The following is a 16,661-nucleotide window of genomic DNA, read 5'->3' as shown; positions in this document are numbered from 1 at the left end:
CATAGATAACTGTTCCCAATGGAATAGAGATTTGAATCACTATATCCAATATAGAAAAAATCCTACCTTGTTAAAGGCAATGGCCTTACCGTCTGCCACAAAGTTATTGTGGTCATAACCACCAAAGCCTTCAAGGCCTTCATAACCAAGATCAGGCATATCTGACAATTCCAAGCGGTAGTCCGGTGAAATGGCCATACCATCAATACTAAGGAAATTGTGGCAATATTCTTCTGTCGTGATGGTCTTATCCCCCACATTGGTCAAGCTCGCCTCAAGAATCAGTGTGTTGTCCTCGATGCGAATCGTCTTGGTGCTTTCTGCCGCAATCCCTTGACAGGGAACCGCTGCTGTCTGAAAGGTCACACTCGTGGCTGTCGCTTCATAGGTGACGGGGTATGGGGTGACTTCTTGGTATTTGTAGGCAAATTGGTAACCCAGCTCTGCGTCCTGCTTAATGAGCCCAACACCCAGTTTGGGAAAATATTCCCCCACAGCGACACCAGTAGCAAAATCGCCGCTAAACTCACAACACAGGCCCCTGCCACCCGACTACAAATGCCGCAGGTTCATGGGTTCATTGGCCCCAAAATGGGTATCCCCATCTAGCGTCACATCAGAAATGAAGCCTGCGCGATCAAAACGTAAGGTATCATTTGGGCGCTCACCAGGCTCTGCAATCTCAACCCGCAAACGCTCATTACTTAAAAGGATCATAAAGACCTCCTTAAAAAAATAATAACAACTTAATTTCCCAAGGCATAGCTATCCGCAAAATACTCTGAAATCATGAGCCGATGCTTGTCAAAAACTGGTTCCAAGTGAACAATCTCTTCTTGGGAGAAAAACCGTACTTCTAGCGTTTCAGCATTGTGAAAACCTACAATGTCATAGGCTTCAGTCGCTTCAACTTCGTAGAGAATAACAACCGTCTGAGCCACATCGCCATTGGGATACGAGGACACGTCCTTGGTGTAAACATTGAGCAGACGCTTAGCCTTGACGCGAATACCTGTCTCTTCGTAAAATTCCCGTTCACAGGCGTAAACCGAACTCTCACCGAGCTCCATGGCACCTCCCGGAAGTCCCCAGGAACCTTTATCACTGCGTCTTTGAAGTAATAGCTTGCCATCTCGATCTGCTAAGACACCGCCTGCAAAATTGAGCAAAATCTTGTCATGCCCGACCTTTGAACGGATGTAAGAAATATAATCTTCAGTCATCATAACTCCTTCACTTAGAATTATTATATCATATTTAAAGATAGGCAGGGACTTAAAATCGAAAAACCCAATTGGCCACGAAGGAGTAACTGGGCTGTTAATAGCCTTCAACTTAATTCTTCAGTTTCACACAAAAGGCATCCCATGGTTGCAACTTCTTGTCAGTTATTGCTTTTGCCTCATCTGTATTGCTAATCACTGTTTCAGCCGCAGCAACAACCACATCGAATTCTTGGACCTGAACGGAGAAGTTCATGACTACTAAGTAGGTTGCATCTGGTGCTATGCGTTTATAGGCTACCACCTTATCTGCTGTATCCACCAGTTCAAAGTCTGCATCTACCAACCAATCCTGCTCTTTACGAAGGGCCACTAGTTTTTGGTAGGTATAAAAGATGGAATCCGGATCAGCCAGAGCCGCCTCTACGTTAATGGTCTTGTAACTTGGATTGCTTTGCAGCCACGGTGTTCCTGTTGTAAAGCCACCGTGCTCGGTCGCATCCCACTGCATCGGTGTTCTGGCATTGTCTCGGCCAATCATTCGAATGCTGTCCATGACTGCTGCCATGGTTTTGCCGTTCTCAAGGGCTTCCTTGGCGTAGTTAAGGGATTCAATATCCTGTACATCGGACAAGTCCTTGAATGGGTAATTGATCATGCCAATCTCATCACCTTGATAGATATAGGGTGTTCCCCGCATCAAATGAAGTACAATGGCTAGAGCTTTGGCTGATTTGACACGGTATTCCCCGCTATCGCCCCAGTTGGAGAGGGCTCTTGGCAAATCGTGGTTGTCCCAGAAAAGCGAATTCCAGCCTTGACCCAATCCCAATTCCGTCTGCCATTTCGCAAAGATCTCTTTGAGTTTTGGAACGTCCAATTCTTCCTCAAATTCCCATTTTGGAGCATCGGGTTTGTGTTGCAAGCCAATGTGTTCAAATTGGAAGACCATGGACAATTCTTGGTTGTCAGGATTGGAGTATTGCTTGGCAATATCCGGTGTCGCTCCCCATGTTTCCCCAACTGTTAACAAATCGTGATTGCCAAAGGTCGCTTGATTCATTTCCTTCAAATAATCATGCAGTTTTGGACCGTTACCTGTGATTTCTTGATCCGGCAATTTCCCAATCAAATCAATAACGTCCATACGGAAACCACCGATTCCCTTGTCAATCCAGAAATTCATCATGTCGTAGACTTTTTGACGCACTTCTTCATTTTCCCAGTTCAAATCGGGTTGTTTTTTACTAAAGAGATGGAGGTAATACTGACCAGAAGCCTCATCGTATTCCCAGGCAGAGCCACTAAAGGCAGAGGTCAAGTTATTGGGTTGGTCCCGCCAGATATAATAATCACGTTTTGGACTATTGGGCACATCCCGGGCTTCTACAAACCAGGCATGCTCATCAGAAGTATGGTTGACAACCAAGTCCATGACAATCTTGATACCACGCGCATTGGCCTCGTTGAGTAATTCTTCCATGTCTGCCATGTTACCAAAGATGTCCGCAATATCTTCGTAATCTGAAATATCATAGCCGTTGTCGTCCATCGGAGACTGGTATACAGGAGACAGCCAGATAGCTGTGATCCCCAGTTTCTCCAGATAATCCAGTTTGCTGGTAATCCCTTTTAAATCACCAATCCCATCTCCATTACTATCCATGTAGGATTTTGGATAAATCTGGTAAATCGTCGCTTTGTGCCACCAATGTTTTTGCATGTTTTATCTCCTTTTTGTATTCAAAATATTAGTTTCAAAATGATCTCTTTTAAATCACTTCAAAATAGTTTCTCATTTAGTTAAACGTTTACGTAACCCTTAAAAAAATTTATTTTTCTTTTTTCTTAATGGATTCCCTTTTAATAATTTCAAAAGGAATCAAGCGGGATACCATAACCTTATCTGATTCGATGGATTCAATAATCGCCTGACAACCTTCTTGCCCCATTTCATAAAAGGGTTGGGCTACTGTCGTCAATGGGGGTGTCGCCATACTGGCAATGCCGGAATCATCGTAACCCATAATAGACAAATCTTCCGGAATCCGAATGTGGTGTTTGTAACAAACCGATAAAGCACCCATGGCAACCTCGTCACTGGCACAGGCAATGGCTGTCACATTAGACTGGATGGTTAACAATTCCTCCATAGCCTGTTGACCTGATTCAAAACTGAAGTCCCCTGCTTGAAAATCACCGACTTCTTCGACCAAGGCGTGGTTATGAAGAGCGTCTCGATAGCCTTTTATCCGCGGTTGGCCAGCAATGCGGTCAATGGGACTAGCCCCAATATAGGCAATGCGAGTATGGCCTTCTGAAATGAGGTAATCAACTGCTGCATAGGAGGCCGCATAATCATCGACCTTCAAATGGGGTAAACCGGATTCAGGAGCTTCTGTAGCAATCAAGAGAACTGGAATCCCTAATTGCAATAAGTTTTGCGCATTCTCCTTTTCTATCGGCATTGAAAAGATAATCACTCCATCTACTCGACGTTCTGCCATGAGCTGGATACTTTCCAGAGCCCGATCGCCATCGATACCCGCATGGGTGATGATAACACTGTAGTTGTTTTGGTAGGCTTGGTCCTCAATCCCCTTGACAATCTTTTCATAGAAAGAGGTTGTCACATGTGGCAGTATAATCCCAATCGTTTTGGAGTTTTTTTGGACCAAACTTCTGGCATTTTCATTTTTATGGTAGTGAAGGGCCTTGGCTACAGATAAAACTTTTTCTTCGACAGCACTGCTGTAACCACCTAGATTGTTTAAGACACGGGAAACCGTTGCCGTCGATACGCCCGTTTCGCGTGCGATATCCTTTATTGTTGCAACCATATTCTCCTCCTTTACTTAAACGTTTACCTTTCTCAATATACCACATTTTTCAATCAATTGTCAACCGTTTTCAAAAAAAAAGAGAGTGCTTTTTACTCTCTTTTCTCCAATTAATATTCCTTTTTATTGTAGCCAAAATCAGCTAAATCCAATTTCTTGTCTCGCCAATTTTTCTTGACCTTAACCCAGGTCTCCAAATAGACCTTGTCACCCAGCATTAGTTCAATATCGCGACGAGCCATGGAGCCAATTTTTTTCAACATGGCACCTTGTTTGCCGATGACAATCCCTTTTTGGCTGTCACGCTCGACCATAATGGTGGCCCGAATCCGGACCTTGTCTGTCTCCTCATCCCGTTTCATCTCATCAATCATAACGGCGATGGAATGGGGTACTTCTTGCTTGGTCAAATGAAGCACCTTCTCACGAATCATTTCAGAGACCAAGAACCGCTCAGGGTGATCTGTGATTTGATCAGCTGGGAAGTACTGAAAACCTTCTTCTAGATTCTCTTTCAGAATCTCCATTAGGCGATTGACATTGTTTCCTTGTGTAGCAGAAATTGGAACAATCTCCTTGAAATCCATCTGGTTACGGAAATCATCAATCTGCTCCAGGAGTTGGTCTGGGTGAACCTTATCAATCTTATTGATGACGAGAATAACAGGAACATTGGCTTTTTTTAATCGCTCAATGATCATGTCATCCCCTTTTCCACGGGCTTCATCTGCCGGCACCATAAAGAGGACCGTGTCTACCTCGCGAAGGGTTGAATAGGCAGATTCAACCATGAAATCTCCAAGAGCTGTCTTGGGTTTGTGGATACCAGGAGTGTCGATGAAGACAATTTGCTCGGTTTCCGTCGTGTAAATCCCCATGATTTTATTACGGGTGGTTTGCGCCTTATCACTCATGATGGCGATTTTTTGCCCCATCACATAATTCAAAAAAGTAGACTTGCCGACATTTGGTCGACCTAAAATGGCTACGAAGCCTGATTTAAACATAGATTTTATTGGCTTGATACCACAGAAAATGGAAGTTTTCCATTTCTGGTCTTGTCAAGCTATTCCTTTCATTGATTCATTTATGGAAAAAAGAGTTTCCAAATTTTTGGTAAGAAAATAATGGCCCCTGTTGCAACTGCATAACCTGAAACAAAAAGCACTGCACCTGCTGCCATGTCTTTGGCATTTTTAGCCAATATGGAAAAATGGTAACCACTGGCTAAATCGACCACACTTTCAATAGCCGAATTGACGATTTCAAAGGCAATGACCAAGGAAACTGCTAGGAGTAGAAAGAGCCACTCTGTCGCAGACACACGAAAAATCAGCCCCATTAAGACAACTAAAATGGCTGAAACTGCGTGTTTTTTCATGTTTCGCTCTTCTTTAAAAGCAGTGAACAAGCCCGTGATGGCAAATTCCATACTGGCTACCAAGTCACGGTTTTTCCATTTCCGTTTTGAATTAGTGTCGTGTGAGTCCATAAGCTGTCAATATCTCTTCCTGTAGTCCAAACATTTCCGCTTCTTCTTCTGGCGTATAATGGTCATAGCCATTGATATGCAAGAAGCCGTGTACCGCTAAGAATCCCATTTCTCTCTCAAAGGAATGGCCATAGTCTGCTGCTTGTTCCTTGGCCTTATCAATCGAAATAAAAAGCTCACCAATGTAGCTGTCGAACTCTTCCATCATTTCGGCTAACTCTGGATTGTCCTCTAAATCCTCTTCCTCAAACTGGAGAGGCATTTCGGGTTTGTATTCCAAACTGATAACGTCTGTCGGACGGTCAGTGTCACGGTATTCTAAATTGAGTTCATGGCTACGCTCGTTGGAAACATAGGTCACAGCCATCTCCTTGTTTTGCTTGCCTAATTTTTCTGAGGCAAATTGCAAGAGTTCTAGGGTCTGTTGCTTGATGTCTTCTGAAACCAGACCAGTTTCGTCTATCATTTCTACATACATGGCTCTCTTCCAATACAGTAGTTAGAGGGATTGTCTCGTATCCTACTACTTTTCTTTCTGTCCAAATTTTCACTTCTATTATATCACAAAGAAGCAGAAATACCGAACTTACCCCTACACCTTTTCTTTTAGCCAGCTAAGCAGTTGGTTCATGTTGTCCAAAACAGCGTCCGCAACAATACCTGGCTCACTCGGTTGACGGTGTCGATGGTTGAGCCAAACAGCCTGCCAACCTGCACCTTTTGCACCAACAATGTCATTTTCAAAGGAATCACCGACATAGCAAATCTCTTCTGATGCCATCCCTAGACGTTCTTCCAAGAGTTGGAAAATGGCTGGATTTGGCTTGGTCATGCCGACCTCTCCTGAGATAATAATCTTGTCCGACGCTATCCATTCTTCCACCTGCAAGGATTTGACCTTATTTAACTGGTGCAGGTGAGGTCCATTGGTAATAATCCCCAAGTCAATACCAGCTTGCTGGCACCAGTCAAAGACCGCTTTGGCTCCATCTACCAAAACTAGTTGTTCTTGGTAGCTTGCATATTGGTCTTGAATGGATAAGGCCTCTTCGTCTGAAACTGTATAGCCAAAGTCAGCCAGAGCTGTTTTCATACGGTAGAGGTGCATATCCCTCATGCTGAGCTTCCCCGAGACAGAGTCCTCAAAGGATAAATCTGAATAATGGCGAAACTGTTTGTATAGAGGAACAAGGTCCTCGTCTCTTAGAGTAACAAGATCTTTAATGGCCCGCTCAAATGGCAATACCTGATCATAGAGTGTATCATCCACATCAAAAATTAGTGCTTTCATGACCCTATTGTAGCATAAAATTCGATTTACCTCAGCTACTAGCCTAACACAAGTGCAAGTAAAAAACTCCTGATAACTATCAGGAGTCCTCCTACACTTTCTGCTGGATTTTGTGCATTTGTGCATAGTGACCATCTAGAGCCATGAGGCTGGCGTGATTGCCTCGCTCCACAATGCGACCTGCGTCCAAGACGAGGATTTGGTCTGCGTTTTGAATGGTCGATAGGCGGTGGGCGATGATAAAGCTGGTACGCCCTTCTTTCACCACTTCCATGGCATTTTGAATGATTTCTTCTGTCTCCGTATCAATGTGGGAGGTCGCCTCGTCCAAAATCAAAATTTTAGGATTGGCAATCAAGGTTCGGGCAAAGGCAATCAGTTGCCGTTCGCCACTTGAGAAGGCAGCTCCTTTCTCCACAACTGGCTCGTGAATCCCCTTATCCAAACGGTCTAGCATATCCTTTGCGCCAACCTTGTAAAGGGCTTCTTTGATATCCTCATCAGAAAACGCAGCGTTGTCCATGGTCACATTGGTCGCAATGGTTCCCGTAAAGAGATAGGGATCCTGTAAGACAATCCCCATCTGGGCCCGGACACTCTCCCGAGAAAAGTGGCGAATGTTTTGACCATCAATGGAAATGGTCCCTTCTTGTGGATCATAAAATCGGAAAAGCAGGTTCATAATGGAAGATTTTCCAGACCCGGTATGTCCAACCAAGGCAATGGTTTCTCCCTTATCAGCATGAAAGGAAATGTCTTTTAGAACATCTTGCTTGCCATCATAGGAAAAACGCACCTGTGAAAAATCAACAACTCCATCTGTGACCTGTAAAACCGCTTCGCTGTCGTCCTCAGGCATTTCTGTCAAGAGCTCCATCAACCGTTTTCCAGTGGTCAAAGAGCGTTGGATATTGGGCAATTGACGCACCAACATGCCCAGCAAATCAAACAGGGTCGTCACATAGTTAATATACAAGAACAAGCGTCCAGCAGTAATCCCAGCTTCTTGCCCTAAAAATTGGTAGCCAATCACGGTCAAAATCCCTGAGATAACCAGGTATTTCAATAGTTCGGTCAAGGTCCATGAAGCGGCGGAATCCACCAATACAATCCGCTTATCTGCTGCCATCATTTTGTGAGCAACTTGATAAAATTGTTTGAGAACGGCTTCTTCCTGATGAAAGAGCTGGATAATGGTGGAACCATTCATGGTTTCATTGACCTGGGTATTGACCTCGCTTCTGGCATCGTAATAATCCTTCATGGGTTGATCCGTCAAGCGTTTGTAGATGATTTGGAGCCCAAAGAAAATTGGTACCAACACAAGTAAACTTGCCCCAACAACCAAGTCCAAACTCATCAAAATGGCATAGATAAAGATAACCTGCACCAAGGTGATAAAGACTTGGGATAAGAGGGTATTGTAAAACTGATTGCGAAGCGTCTCTGAATCGTTGACGATTCGGGTCGCAATTTTTCCAGCTGGCTTGTCGTCAAAATAAGAAATCGGTAACCGTTGCATGACCTGATAAGCCCGGTTTCTTAGGGTCTGGGTAACCCGATTGGAACAAGCAATCAAGACACGAAAAGAGCCATATCGAAAGCTACCAGCTAAGGCCAGTAAACCAATGTAGAGTCCCAATTCTTTCAAAAAAACTAATTGGTCAAAGGGCATCCCTTTTGAGACAGCTGTCAGCTGGTTATCAATGATTCCCTGCAAGACAAGCGGAGCCAATTGGGCACCTGCAGTCGCCAGTAGCAAAAGAAGTAAGCCTGCCACAAAGAAGGTCCAAGCATGACGGATTTCTTTGATCAATTGTATCATGGTTTTCATCTGCTATTCCTCCTCTCCTTGTGCTTGTTGGCGTTGGTATTGTTCATAGTACCAACCTTTGTTGGCTAATAGGTTTTCCGGTGTTCCTTCTTCAATAATACGGCCTTCATCCAGCACAATGACCCAATCCGCGTGTTGCACAGCAGATAGGCGATGGCTGACGATAATCGTTGTTTTTCCAGCCCGTTCTTCTTGGATATTGGAAATGATGGCCTGCTCAGTTCGTGCATCCACTGCTGAGAGCGAGTCATCGAGTATCAACAGGTCTGGATTTTTCAAAAAGGCCCGGGCAATCGAAATCCGTTGTTTTTGACCACCTGAAATGGACACTCCTCTTTCGCCAATCATGGTGGATAAGCCATCCGACATTCGGTTGATGTCATCTGTGAAGGCAGCTGTCCCGATGGCCTCTAAAATGGCCTCATCAGAAGCCTGATCACCGCCCATGGCAATATTCTCTTGTACCGAGCGGGAAAACAAAATGTGTTCTTGCGGAACGTACCCAATCAAGTCTTCTACTGTTTTTCTAGAAAAGCCACTGATAGGTTGCCCATTCAAACGAAACTCCCCAGAACCAGTTGGGTACTGGCGAATCAATTGGCGGACAAGGGTTGTTTTTCCAGATCCCGTCTTGCCAACAATCCCCAATGTCTGCCCTGCTTTTAACTGCAAACCGATTCCTGACAAACTAGGCTTTTGAGCCGCTGGGTAGGTGAAGCTATAATCCGTCAATTCCAAATCCAACAAGGATCCAGCCTCAAGATCACCATCTTCTTCCATATCGTCCCCAGCTTCAATCAATTCTTGCAGTTTACCAAAAGAGTTTTTTCCAGCTTGGTAAACCAAAATAAAGTCAGATAACATAGAGAAGGGCTCAATCAAGGACACAACATAGAGCTGGAGAGCCACCACCTGCCCCAAACTAATCTGCCCTTTTTGCATAAAATAGACACCCGATCCAATAATGGTGATTGTGCTCAACCCCAACATGACACTGTATAGTGGCATATAGAGGGCCCGGTAGTTACCAATTTTATTCCATTTTTTAGCCAAGTCCAAGGTTTTTCCCTGAAATTTTGCTTCTTGGTGCTGTTTTTGGCTGTATGCCCTGGTTACCCGAATCCCTTCGATAGTCTCAAGGACTTCATTGCTCAAATCCGAGACAGACTCCCGCGCCTCATCAATTTTTTCTTCTAAAGGTTGTGAAATCTTGTAGGTCCCATAGGTCATCACCGCAATCGGCAGCATTCCCAAGAGACTGATCTCCCATGAAATCAAAAACATAACGGGGATGACAAAGGCAATCATACCACCCGCATACAGAACAATCATGAGACCATAGCCAACCATTTGCTCCATGGTTTCCACGTCAGTTGAAAAACGGGTCATCATATCCCCTGAGCGAAATTTTTCATAAAAGGCCGTTCGCATGGTGACCAACTTGTGAAAGGCACGTTCTTGCATATCAAATTTAAACTGAGTGGATTGCTGGAACAATTTGAGGTGCCAGATATAAGCCGTCACATAGTTTAAGACAGTCGCCACTACCAATACAAGAATATTGGTCCACAGGGTCTTCTCTGTCAGTGACTGTGTCGCCATGGCATCTACCAAACCTTGGACAACCTTGGTTGGGATGACCAAGGTTGCATCGTAAACAACCAAGGCAAGAGCCACCAGTAGATACACCCATTTGTGTTTTTTAACGTATTCAATTACAATTCCTATCATTTTCTCTCTCCTTTATTGACACATCAATTACCCTATTTCCCCTTTTTTAAACACAAAAAGGCCCAGATAGAATTACTCCATCTGAGACCCTCAAGTCCACAAAAAGAAACAGATTCCTAATTAGGAAACGGTCTGCCAAAGGAGTAATGGAAAATACAATGAATTGAACTCTTGTGTCTTGTTCATGATGCTACTCCTTTCTTTCTAAATTCGTTCTTATACCTATTCATTCTAACAGAATAATGGGCAATGTCAAGAAAAGTTTGTGATTTTTTTTACTTATTTCTTTATATATCCAAGAATCCCTTACGAGGGTTTACTTTCAAAACTTGACATACAGCATACAAATCTTGGTCGCTTAAACCTTCATAATTTTTTATATTCATAGTTTGTAAATGAATTTGGGCAGCTTTATCAACAGTTTCAATCAGACCAAAGCAATCCTGAAAATCTTTTCCAGTTGCAAGAATCCCATGAAAAGCCCAAACCACAATTCGGCATTCTTTTAACTTTTCAATTGAATTAAGAGCAATTTCTAAAGTACCAGGTAATTCCCATGGTAAGATACCAACACCATCTGGAAAAACAACTATGCTTTCCGTTAGGACTCTCCATAAAGGTAACGTATACGATTTATCATCATGCTTAGAAACCAATGAAAATGCGGTTGCATTCGGAGCATGATTATGTACAACTACTCTATGATCCGGATCAATTTCTAATCTTTGTGAATGGGCCAAAAGATGCATATAAAATTCACTTGTTGGACGTTTATTACCTTCAAACCCCCATATTACATTATAACCATCTTGCGTTACAAAAATAACCCCTGTATCTCTACTAGTATGATTTTTGAGAGTTCTAAAGTGACTTCCAGAAGCTGTTATTAATACATATTTCCCTATCATATTGTTAGGTATGTTTTCTACAATCACATTTTTAATACAGGAATCTAGATTTAAATATTCTAAATCACTTGCTGTCAAAATACAACTCACATTTCCTCCATTGTATTCATCCCATCCCTTATTCCACATATCGTATGTTAATTCACATAACTCAGCCATAATAGGAGAGTTTTCAAAACTGGTTTTCATTATTATTTCCTCCAAAAAGAGAGGATAGTTTCCCTATCCCCATCAATCAGCTTTATTCAAAACCTTCGTCTTTTTTCTCTTGATTCCAAATAGGACGATGATTGATTAAATCATCAATATCACCAATCTTTTGACCTTTAGAATAATAACCATCTAAAATGCCTAATTTTTGGAAAATTGTTTGTTTGTAAGCAATTTCAGCATTCCATTCAACTGTATCAATGATTTGTAATGCTTTATTCAATGCTTCCTCACCGTCAGCACCAGGAGTTAAAACTAGAATTCCATGGCTATCTAATAAATATTCTTTCGGAAGTTTATTACCAGATGACAGCAATTCTTGACGGACAATCTCTGCTAACTCAGGCGTTGTATTTGGTGCAAAATCTAAGACCTTAATATACTCCACTTTTTGAGTCGCTTCTGATAAATTTGGCATATCTAAATGACTCGTAGCCCAAAACATTGCGTTAGGTGCATGGGCATGAAAGACACACTTGATATCAGGATTTGTCTCATAACATGCAAAGTGTAAATTAATTTCACGTGTTGGTTTGCCTTCTCCAGCAACAACTTCTTGTGTTTCAAGATCTAAAACCAATACCTGAGCAGCACTTACCTTACCATGATATGTTTCTGACATCATAGATGGAGTCATAATAATATATTCTTTCCCAGAAGCATCTGTTGTCTTAAATGAGAAATTCCCACCTGCTGTATTGGTATTCTTTCTATAGAAAGTTAACTCAATAGCTTCTGCCATAGCTCGTCTTTCTTGTTCAAATAAAATTTTTCCACTAGTCATTTATTGTCACCTTTTTTCTTTCCTTCACGTAAGGCATTATATATTTTCTCAGCTGTCTCTCTTTTTTCCTTTTGTTGATCATCGTATTCTTTAAATAAATCTTGATAACCTTTTTGATATACAATAAAACTAAAGATAATCGCTAATAAGTTATAAAAGTAATTACCTGTATTGAGTCCTAACAAGAATAATATCAACGCAAGAAACAGTAGAGTTAACCATAGAGTTTTTTTAGTTTTCATAACGTTTTGACGGTACTTCTTGATGAATCATTGTTTTATATAGCCACACAAACAATAATAAGAATAATACCGCCCCTCCGATTGCTAAGAAATTACCATTAAATGTTTCAGCAAACAGGATGCGCAATTCTGGAGCTTCTAATGTTGACCATGTAATCAATTTTCCTTTTTCGACATCAACAGCGCCAGTTGAATTTGCTAACCCAGTTAAGATTGGAGCAAAATAAGTAGCACTATATAAGTACAATGGAAGATAGATTAAACCTAAAATCATCATACGAGCCAGGTTACCACCTGTTAGGAGCAAACCACCAACTGCAATAGAGTAATTAAGTACACCAGCGATAGGAAGAACAGTGTTTCCAGGCAAAATCAAAGAATAACCAATAAAGAATGGCACCATCAAAATCAATGTCACCCATACTTCAGAACGTCCAGCAAGAAGTGGCCAGTCCATTCCAATAAAGACTTCACGGTCATTGAATCGTTTTTTCATAAATTCACTCATGGAATCTGCTAATGGTGAAAGAGCTTGCATAAACAATTTACTTACCATTGGGAATAGTGCCATCGCAGTTGCCACTTGAATACCTAAGTTTAATGATTGAGAAACAGAATACGCACCAGCGAAACCTAACAAAACTCCAATAATAAAGCCCATTACAGAATTTTCAGAGAAAATCCCTAATTTCTTACGTAACGCATTAGTGTCTGCTTTTTTGTTTAAGAATGGAATTTTATCCATCAATTTATTGACAGGCAACATGAATACTGCAGATAAGTTCATACAGTGAGTTACTGTTACCAATGGAATACCAGTCAAATCTTCAATATGTTTCTGGAACATGTCCCCCAGTTTCAACTCCAACACTACTTGAAGAGCTGCAACTAAGAAACCTGCCCATAGATGACCACTTACATAATAGACAAGGTAACCAGTCAAAGCTTTACCCCAGACGTTCCACATGTCAACATTCAATGTCTTCGTCCAATTGAAACTAAGCATGATGATATTAATAATAATTTGGACAACAAAGAATGTAAATGCATAACCCCAAGACCAAACAATACTTGCTGCACCTGTCCATCCTAAATCAAGAGCAGGAAGAGAAATACCTGTATTTAAAGCCAATGCTTCTGACGCAGGAGATACTGCATTAGACATGAACCCAATAATCATGCCCATTCCTGTAAAAGCAACACCCAGTGTAATAGCTGATATAAAAGCCTTTTTTAGGTTCATTCCGACTAATAAACCTAGCACCAATATAATTAATGGTACAAAAATTGCAGATCCTAAATCCAAAATCCATTGAATTACATTTTGAAAGATTTCCATTATCTTATCTCCTTTAAAAAATGAAATGAAATTTAATATTAATTTATTTGTTAGTTGACTCTACAATTTGCTCGTAGACATCATCTGCCCCCATACCTGTCAAGAAGGGAACTCCAGGATAAACATCCACACCCAAACGAGCTGCTTCATCTAGTACTTCTTGTTCAGGCATAGCAATATATACATAGATTGACGCTTGAGGCAACTCATTCAAAATTGATTTATAATCTACTGCTTCTACAGGATAATCAATGCGATCGTCTTCAAAGCGAGATTTTATTTTTTCAGCAATAGTTGTACTTGTTGCAACTCCACTACCACATGCTACGATTAATTTTCTTGCCATTTTTATTCTCCTTTTCATTTATTGGCTTTTTATAATTGTTGATTGAGTACATGATACATTTCAGATTCTGTATCAATAGCTGCAAATTCTTTTACAAATTCTTCTTGATAAAACATTTCCATCAGTTTAGACAATAACCCTACTTGCCCTTTTGGATCTTTGATTCCTAGAAATAGAAAATGCTGACATATTGTTTCTGAATTATCACCCATTTGCAACATTCTTATAGGATTTCTATTTTTAACAACAAAGATAAATGGTTCTAAGATTACCTCTGGATCTGTATGTGGAAGAGCAATATTTAAAAACTTTGTCTTTAATCCTGTCGGAAATCGTTCTTCTCTTTTTAACAATGATTCAACATATTGTTCTGAAACATAGTTTTTTTCCAACAACTCCTTTCCAATTTGTTCAAATAAATCTTGATAATTTTGAGCGTTGCAATTTAAACGAATTAAATCCGAATGTAACATTGTTTTATACATGGTCAACTCCTTTTGTTAAAAAATGTTGTTTATTTTGTTGTTTTTTGTTATTTTTTGTTATAATGTGATTATAAATGTTTTTTTGTTAATTGTCAACGCTTTCACTGTTAAAAATGATATTTTTTGTTGGTGTTTTTAATGTTTATTTTGTTTGTGTTTATGGTATCATTATAATATCAATACTGTTGAAGGGAGAAAACTTTTGTTAAAGACAAATAGAAAAAAAGAAATATTAAAAATGGTTGAACAGCTCGATGTCGTCTCCTATCAAGAACTTGCTAATACCCTTAATGTTTCTACAATGACTGTCCGTAGAGATGTTGCAGAATTAGAAAAAGAAAACGCCGTGATTAAAGAACACGGCGGAGTTCGTAAATTGATGGTAAAAATAAAGACAACAGATGAGAAGCGACATCTCTTTTCTAAAGAAAAAGATTACATTGCAGAAAAAGCAGCTACTTTAATCACTCCTAATAGTGTTATCTATTTAGATGCAGGAACAACCATTCTTGCTCTAGCAAAACATTTACAGAAAGATCATAAACATATCATCACAAATAGTCTCTTTACATTTAATTGGCTCATTGAAAATCAATTTAAAAATGTTTTGTTAACAGGTGGCGAATTCGTATCCAAAACAGAAGAATTTCATGGCCAACACGCAGAAAGACTCGTTCGCGATTTTTCCATTGACTATGCATTCTTAGCTACAAATGGTTTAATCGATGAAAACTTAACAACTTTTTCTCCATTTAGTGGCCGCTTACAATCAACTGTTATCGAACAATCCAAAATGGTTTATTTAGTAGCCGATCATTCAAAATTTGGGCAGAGCGACTCTTATATATACGGTAAATTAAACCAAGTAGATGCTATCATCTCAGATAATAAATTAGATTCCTCTATAAAGAAACATTATGAACAATATACAAATATTATCAATTAACCCCATTATCTGAAAGGAAAAAAATATGGTATTGATCGTCACTTTAAATCCATCAATTGATTTACTTTATTTTGAAAAAAAATTCACTCTGGGAGCTCATAATCGCTTTAATAATTCTAAAATTATGGCCGCCGGAAAAGGAATCAATTGCGCACGTGCACTCTCTTGTATTGGTGAAAACGCAACAACACTTTCCCTTGTAGGAGGTTTATCTGGAGACTTTTTCAAACAACATCTTATAAAGGAACCTTTTGAGAAGTTATTTATTCCGAGTTCTGGAAATACACGACACTCTATCACCATTATGCACAATGATGGAATGCATACCGAAATTGTTGAAGCAGGCCCAGAAGTAAATGAACAATTGAAACATGAAATTTTTAACTCAATATTGACCACAGTCAAAGAAAAAAATATTAAAATAATTTCGTTAAACGGATCTGTACGCTCATCTAATGAATATTTCTATAATGAACTCATTGCATTTTTAAGACATAACACAGACTCTCAAACAAAAATATTGGCTGATTTTTCCCAACATGCATTACGAAAAATCGTAAACGAATCAAAATACTACCCTGATTTCATCAAGCCAAATATGGAAGAATTTTGTCAACTAACCGGTTTACATATTTCTACCAAAAATGAGGTTATCAATTATCTAATAGAAAACCCTTCTCCCATTCCATATACATTAGTTTCATGTGGTGAACAGGGGGCCGTCGCCCAATTTAATGGTCAATTATACGATGTCACAGCTCCTAAAATTAATCTAGTCAATCCGACAGGATCTGGAGATTCAACGGTTGCTGGTGCAATATATGCATTTAAACACAATATGGATGATGAAAGTATTATTCGTTATGCTATCGCTAGTGGGACCGCCAATGCTATGGAAGATGGTGTTGGTGTCGCACCCAGAAATATTGTCAAGGATTTAATTACAAAAGTTATCATTAAAAAAGTTTAATATTTTTTTGTCCATTGCAA

General features: G+C 40.3%; 19 protein-coding genes. 2 read left to right on the top strand and 17 right to left on the bottom strand.

Annotated features, from left to right (window positions below; translation table 11 throughout):
* Positions 1 to 39: 39 nt before the first annotated feature.
* The 17 genes from ACVR1I_RS02085 to ACVR1I_RS02005 form a co-directional block, all read right to left on the bottom strand.
* A complete protein-coding gene (locus ACVR1I_RS02085; RefSeq protein ID WP_447442391.1) occupies positions 40 to 495 on the bottom strand; it encodes a hypothetical protein in 456 nt (151 codons plus the stop codon).
* 57 nt (positions 496 to 552) lie between these two features.
* Entirely contained in the window at positions 553 to 717 is a 165-nt protein-coding gene (locus ACVR1I_RS02080; protein WP_447442390.1) for a hypothetical protein, read from the bottom strand.
* Positions 718 to 746: 29 nt separating this feature from the next.
* Positions 747 to 1,223, bottom strand: a complete 477-nt coding sequence (locus ACVR1I_RS02075) for an NUDIX hydrolase (protein WP_447442389.1) — start codon at positions 1,221 to 1,223, stop codon at positions 747 to 749.
* Between the two features lie 112 nt (positions 1,224 to 1,335).
* The gene (locus tag ACVR1I_RS02070) at positions 1,336 to 2,946 is read right to left on the bottom strand and encodes a glycoside hydrolase family 13 protein (protein ID WP_447442388.1); all 1,611 of its coding nucleotides are present in this window, start codon (positions 2,944 to 2,946) and stop codon (positions 1,336 to 1,338) included.
* Positions 2,947 to 3,055: 109 nt separating this feature from the next.
* A complete protein-coding gene (locus ACVR1I_RS02065; RefSeq protein WP_447442387.1) occupies positions 3,056 to 4,063 on the bottom strand; it encodes a LacI family DNA-binding transcriptional regulator in 1,008 nt (335 codons plus the stop codon).
* Positions 4,064 to 4,173: 110 nt separating this feature from the next.
* A complete protein-coding gene (gene era / locus ACVR1I_RS02060) occupies positions 4,174 to 5,070 on the bottom strand; it encodes a GTPase Era (protein ID WP_447442386.1) in 897 nt (298 codons plus the stop codon).
* Positions 5,071 to 5,150: 80 nt separating this feature from the next.
* Positions 5,151 to 5,555: a diacylglycerol kinase family protein gene (locus ACVR1I_RS02055; protein ID WP_447442385.1), complete on the bottom strand. Its 405-nt coding sequence runs from the start codon at positions 5,553 to 5,555 to the stop codon at positions 5,151 to 5,153.
* Positions 5,536 to 6,033: an rRNA maturation RNase YbeY gene (gene ybeY / locus ACVR1I_RS02050; RefSeq protein ID WP_447442384.1), complete on the bottom strand. Its 498-nt coding sequence runs from the start codon at positions 6,031 to 6,033 to the stop codon at positions 5,536 to 5,538. Before ybeY ends, ACVR1I_RS02055 begins: the two co-directional genes overlap by 20 nt.
* A gap of 114 nt (positions 6,034 to 6,147) precedes the next feature.
* A complete protein-coding gene (locus ACVR1I_RS02045; RefSeq protein WP_447442383.1) occupies positions 6,148 to 6,846 on the bottom strand; it encodes an HAD family hydrolase in 699 nt (232 codons plus the stop codon).
* Positions 6,847 to 6,937: 91 nt separating this feature from the next.
* On the bottom strand, positions 6,938 to 8,680 hold the full coding sequence (locus ACVR1I_RS02040; RefSeq protein WP_447442382.1) for an ABC transporter ATP-binding protein: 1,743 nt from the start codon (positions 8,678 to 8,680) through the stop codon (positions 6,938 to 6,940).
* Between the two features lie 3 nt (positions 8,681 to 8,683).
* Positions 8,684 to 10,411, bottom strand: coding sequence for an ABC transporter ATP-binding protein (locus tag ACVR1I_RS02035; protein WP_447442381.1), 1,728 nt, complete (start codon positions 10,409 to 10,411; stop codon positions 8,684 to 8,686).
* A gap of 287 nt (positions 10,412 to 10,698) precedes the next feature.
* Positions 10,699 to 11,508 (bottom strand): rhamnulose-1-phosphate aldolase, encoded by an 810-nt coding sequence (rhaD, locus tag ACVR1I_RS02030; protein ID WP_447442380.1) that lies wholly within the window; start codon positions 11,506 to 11,508, stop codon positions 10,699 to 10,701.
* Positions 11,509 to 11,560: 52 nt separating this feature from the next.
* On the bottom strand, positions 11,561 to 12,313 hold the full coding sequence (locus ACVR1I_RS02025; RefSeq protein WP_447442379.1) for a class II aldolase/adducin family protein: 753 nt from the start codon (positions 12,311 to 12,313) through the stop codon (positions 11,561 to 11,563).
* Entirely contained in the window at positions 12,310 to 12,555 is a 246-nt protein-coding gene (locus ACVR1I_RS02020) for a hypothetical protein (RefSeq protein ID WP_447442378.1), read from the bottom strand. The genes ACVR1I_RS02025 and ACVR1I_RS02020 overlap by 4 nt, the downstream gene beginning before the upstream one ends.
* Positions 12,545 to 13,894, bottom strand: coding sequence for a PTS galactitol transporter subunit IIC (locus ACVR1I_RS02015; RefSeq protein ID WP_447442377.1), 1,350 nt, complete (start codon positions 13,892 to 13,894; stop codon positions 12,545 to 12,547). Before ACVR1I_RS02015 ends, ACVR1I_RS02020 begins: the two co-directional genes overlap by 11 nt.
* A 43-nt stretch (positions 13,895 to 13,937) precedes the next feature.
* Positions 13,938 to 14,240 (bottom strand): PTS sugar transporter subunit IIB, encoded by a 303-nt coding sequence (locus ACVR1I_RS02010; protein WP_447442376.1) that lies wholly within the window; start codon positions 14,238 to 14,240, stop codon positions 13,938 to 13,940.
* A 29-nt stretch (positions 14,241 to 14,269) separates the two neighbouring features.
* A complete protein-coding gene (locus tag ACVR1I_RS02005; protein ID WP_447442375.1) occupies positions 14,270 to 14,725 on the bottom strand; it encodes a PTS sugar transporter subunit IIA in 456 nt (151 codons plus the stop codon).
* Between the two features lie 202 nt (positions 14,726 to 14,927).
* Between ACVR1I_RS02005 and ACVR1I_RS02000 the strand changes: the two genes are divergently transcribed.
* Together ACVR1I_RS02000 and ACVR1I_RS01995 are read left to right on the top strand one after the other, a co-directional pair.
* Positions 14,928 to 15,671 carry a DeoR/GlpR family DNA-binding transcription regulator gene (locus tag ACVR1I_RS02000; RefSeq protein ID WP_447442374.1) on the top strand — a complete coding sequence of 248 codons (744 nt, stop codon included), beginning with the start codon at positions 14,928 to 14,930 and terminating at the stop codon, positions 15,669 to 15,671.
* 25 nt (positions 15,672 to 15,696) lie between these two features.
* Positions 15,697 to 16,641, top strand: a complete 945-nt coding sequence (locus tag ACVR1I_RS01995) for a 1-phosphofructokinase family hexose kinase (protein WP_447442373.1) — start codon at positions 15,697 to 15,699, stop codon at positions 16,639 to 16,641.
* Positions 16,642 to 16,661: the final 20 nt, after the last annotated feature.

The sequence above is a fragment of the Streptococcus cameli genome (assembly GCF_053207365.1).
Note: the sequence above shows the minus strand (reverse complement) of the source record. Positions and strands in the feature narration are given on the sequence as shown.

Excerpts from the sequence above, each read along its gene's own strand:
- ACVR1I_RS02080 (WP_447442390.1), bottom strand. The coding sequence starts at position 717 with ATGATCCTTTTAAGTAATGAGCGTTTGCGGGTTGAGATTGCAGAGCCT.
- ACVR1I_RS02005 (WP_447442375.1), bottom strand. The coding sequence starts at position 14,725 with ATGTATAAAACAATGTTACATTCGGATTTAATTCGTTTAAATTGCAAC.
- era (WP_447442386.1), bottom strand. The coding sequence starts at position 5,070 with ATGTTTAAATCAGGCTTCGTAGCCATTTTAGGTCGACCAAATGTCGGC.
- ACVR1I_RS02040 (WP_447442382.1), bottom strand. The coding sequence starts at position 8,680 with ATGAAAACCATGATACAATTGATCAAAGAAATCCGTCATGCTTGGACC.
- ACVR1I_RS02055 (WP_447442385.1), bottom strand. The coding sequence starts at position 5,555 with ATGGACTCACACGACACTAATTCAAAACGGAAATGGAAAAACCGTGAC.
- ACVR1I_RS02045 (WP_447442383.1), bottom strand. The coding sequence starts at position 6,846 with ATGAAAGCACTAATTTTTGATGTGGATGATACACTCTATGATCAGGTA.
- ACVR1I_RS02070 (WP_447442388.1), bottom strand. The coding sequence starts at position 2,946 with ATGCAAAAACATTGGTGGCACAAAGCGACGATTTACCAGATTTATCCA.
- ACVR1I_RS02065 (WP_447442387.1), bottom strand. The coding sequence starts at position 4,063 with ATGGTTGCAACAATAAAGGATATCGCACGCGAAACGGGCGTATCGACG.
- ACVR1I_RS01995 (WP_447442373.1), top strand. The coding sequence starts at position 15,697 with ATGGTATTGATCGTCACTTTAAATCCATCAATTGATTTACTTTATTTT.
- ACVR1I_RS02015 (WP_447442377.1), bottom strand. The coding sequence starts at position 13,894 with ATGGAAATCTTTCAAAATGTAATTCAATGGATTTTGGATTTAGGATCT.
- ACVR1I_RS02020 (WP_447442378.1), bottom strand. The coding sequence starts at position 12,555 with ATGAAAACTAAAAAAACTCTATGGTTAACTCTACTGTTTCTTGCGTTG.
- ACVR1I_RS02035 (WP_447442381.1), bottom strand. The coding sequence starts at position 10,411 with ATGATAGGAATTGTAATTGAATACGTTAAAAAACACAAATGGGTGTAT.
- ybeY (WP_447442384.1), bottom strand. The coding sequence starts at position 6,033 with ATGTATGTAGAAATGATAGACGAAACTGGTCTGGTTTCAGAAGACATC.
- rhaD (WP_447442380.1), bottom strand. The coding sequence starts at position 11,508 with ATGAAAACCAGTTTTGAAAACTCTCCTATTATGGCTGAGTTATGTGAA.
- ACVR1I_RS02075 (WP_447442389.1), bottom strand. The coding sequence starts at position 1,223 with ATGACTGAAGATTATATTTCTTACATCCGTTCAAAGGTCGGGCATGAC.
- ACVR1I_RS02025 (WP_447442379.1), bottom strand. The coding sequence starts at position 12,313 with ATGACTAGTGGAAAAATTTTATTTGAACAAGAAAGACGAGCTATGGCA.
- ACVR1I_RS02010 (WP_447442376.1), bottom strand. The coding sequence starts at position 14,240 with ATGGCAAGAAAATTAATCGTAGCATGTGGTAGTGGAGTTGCAACAAGT.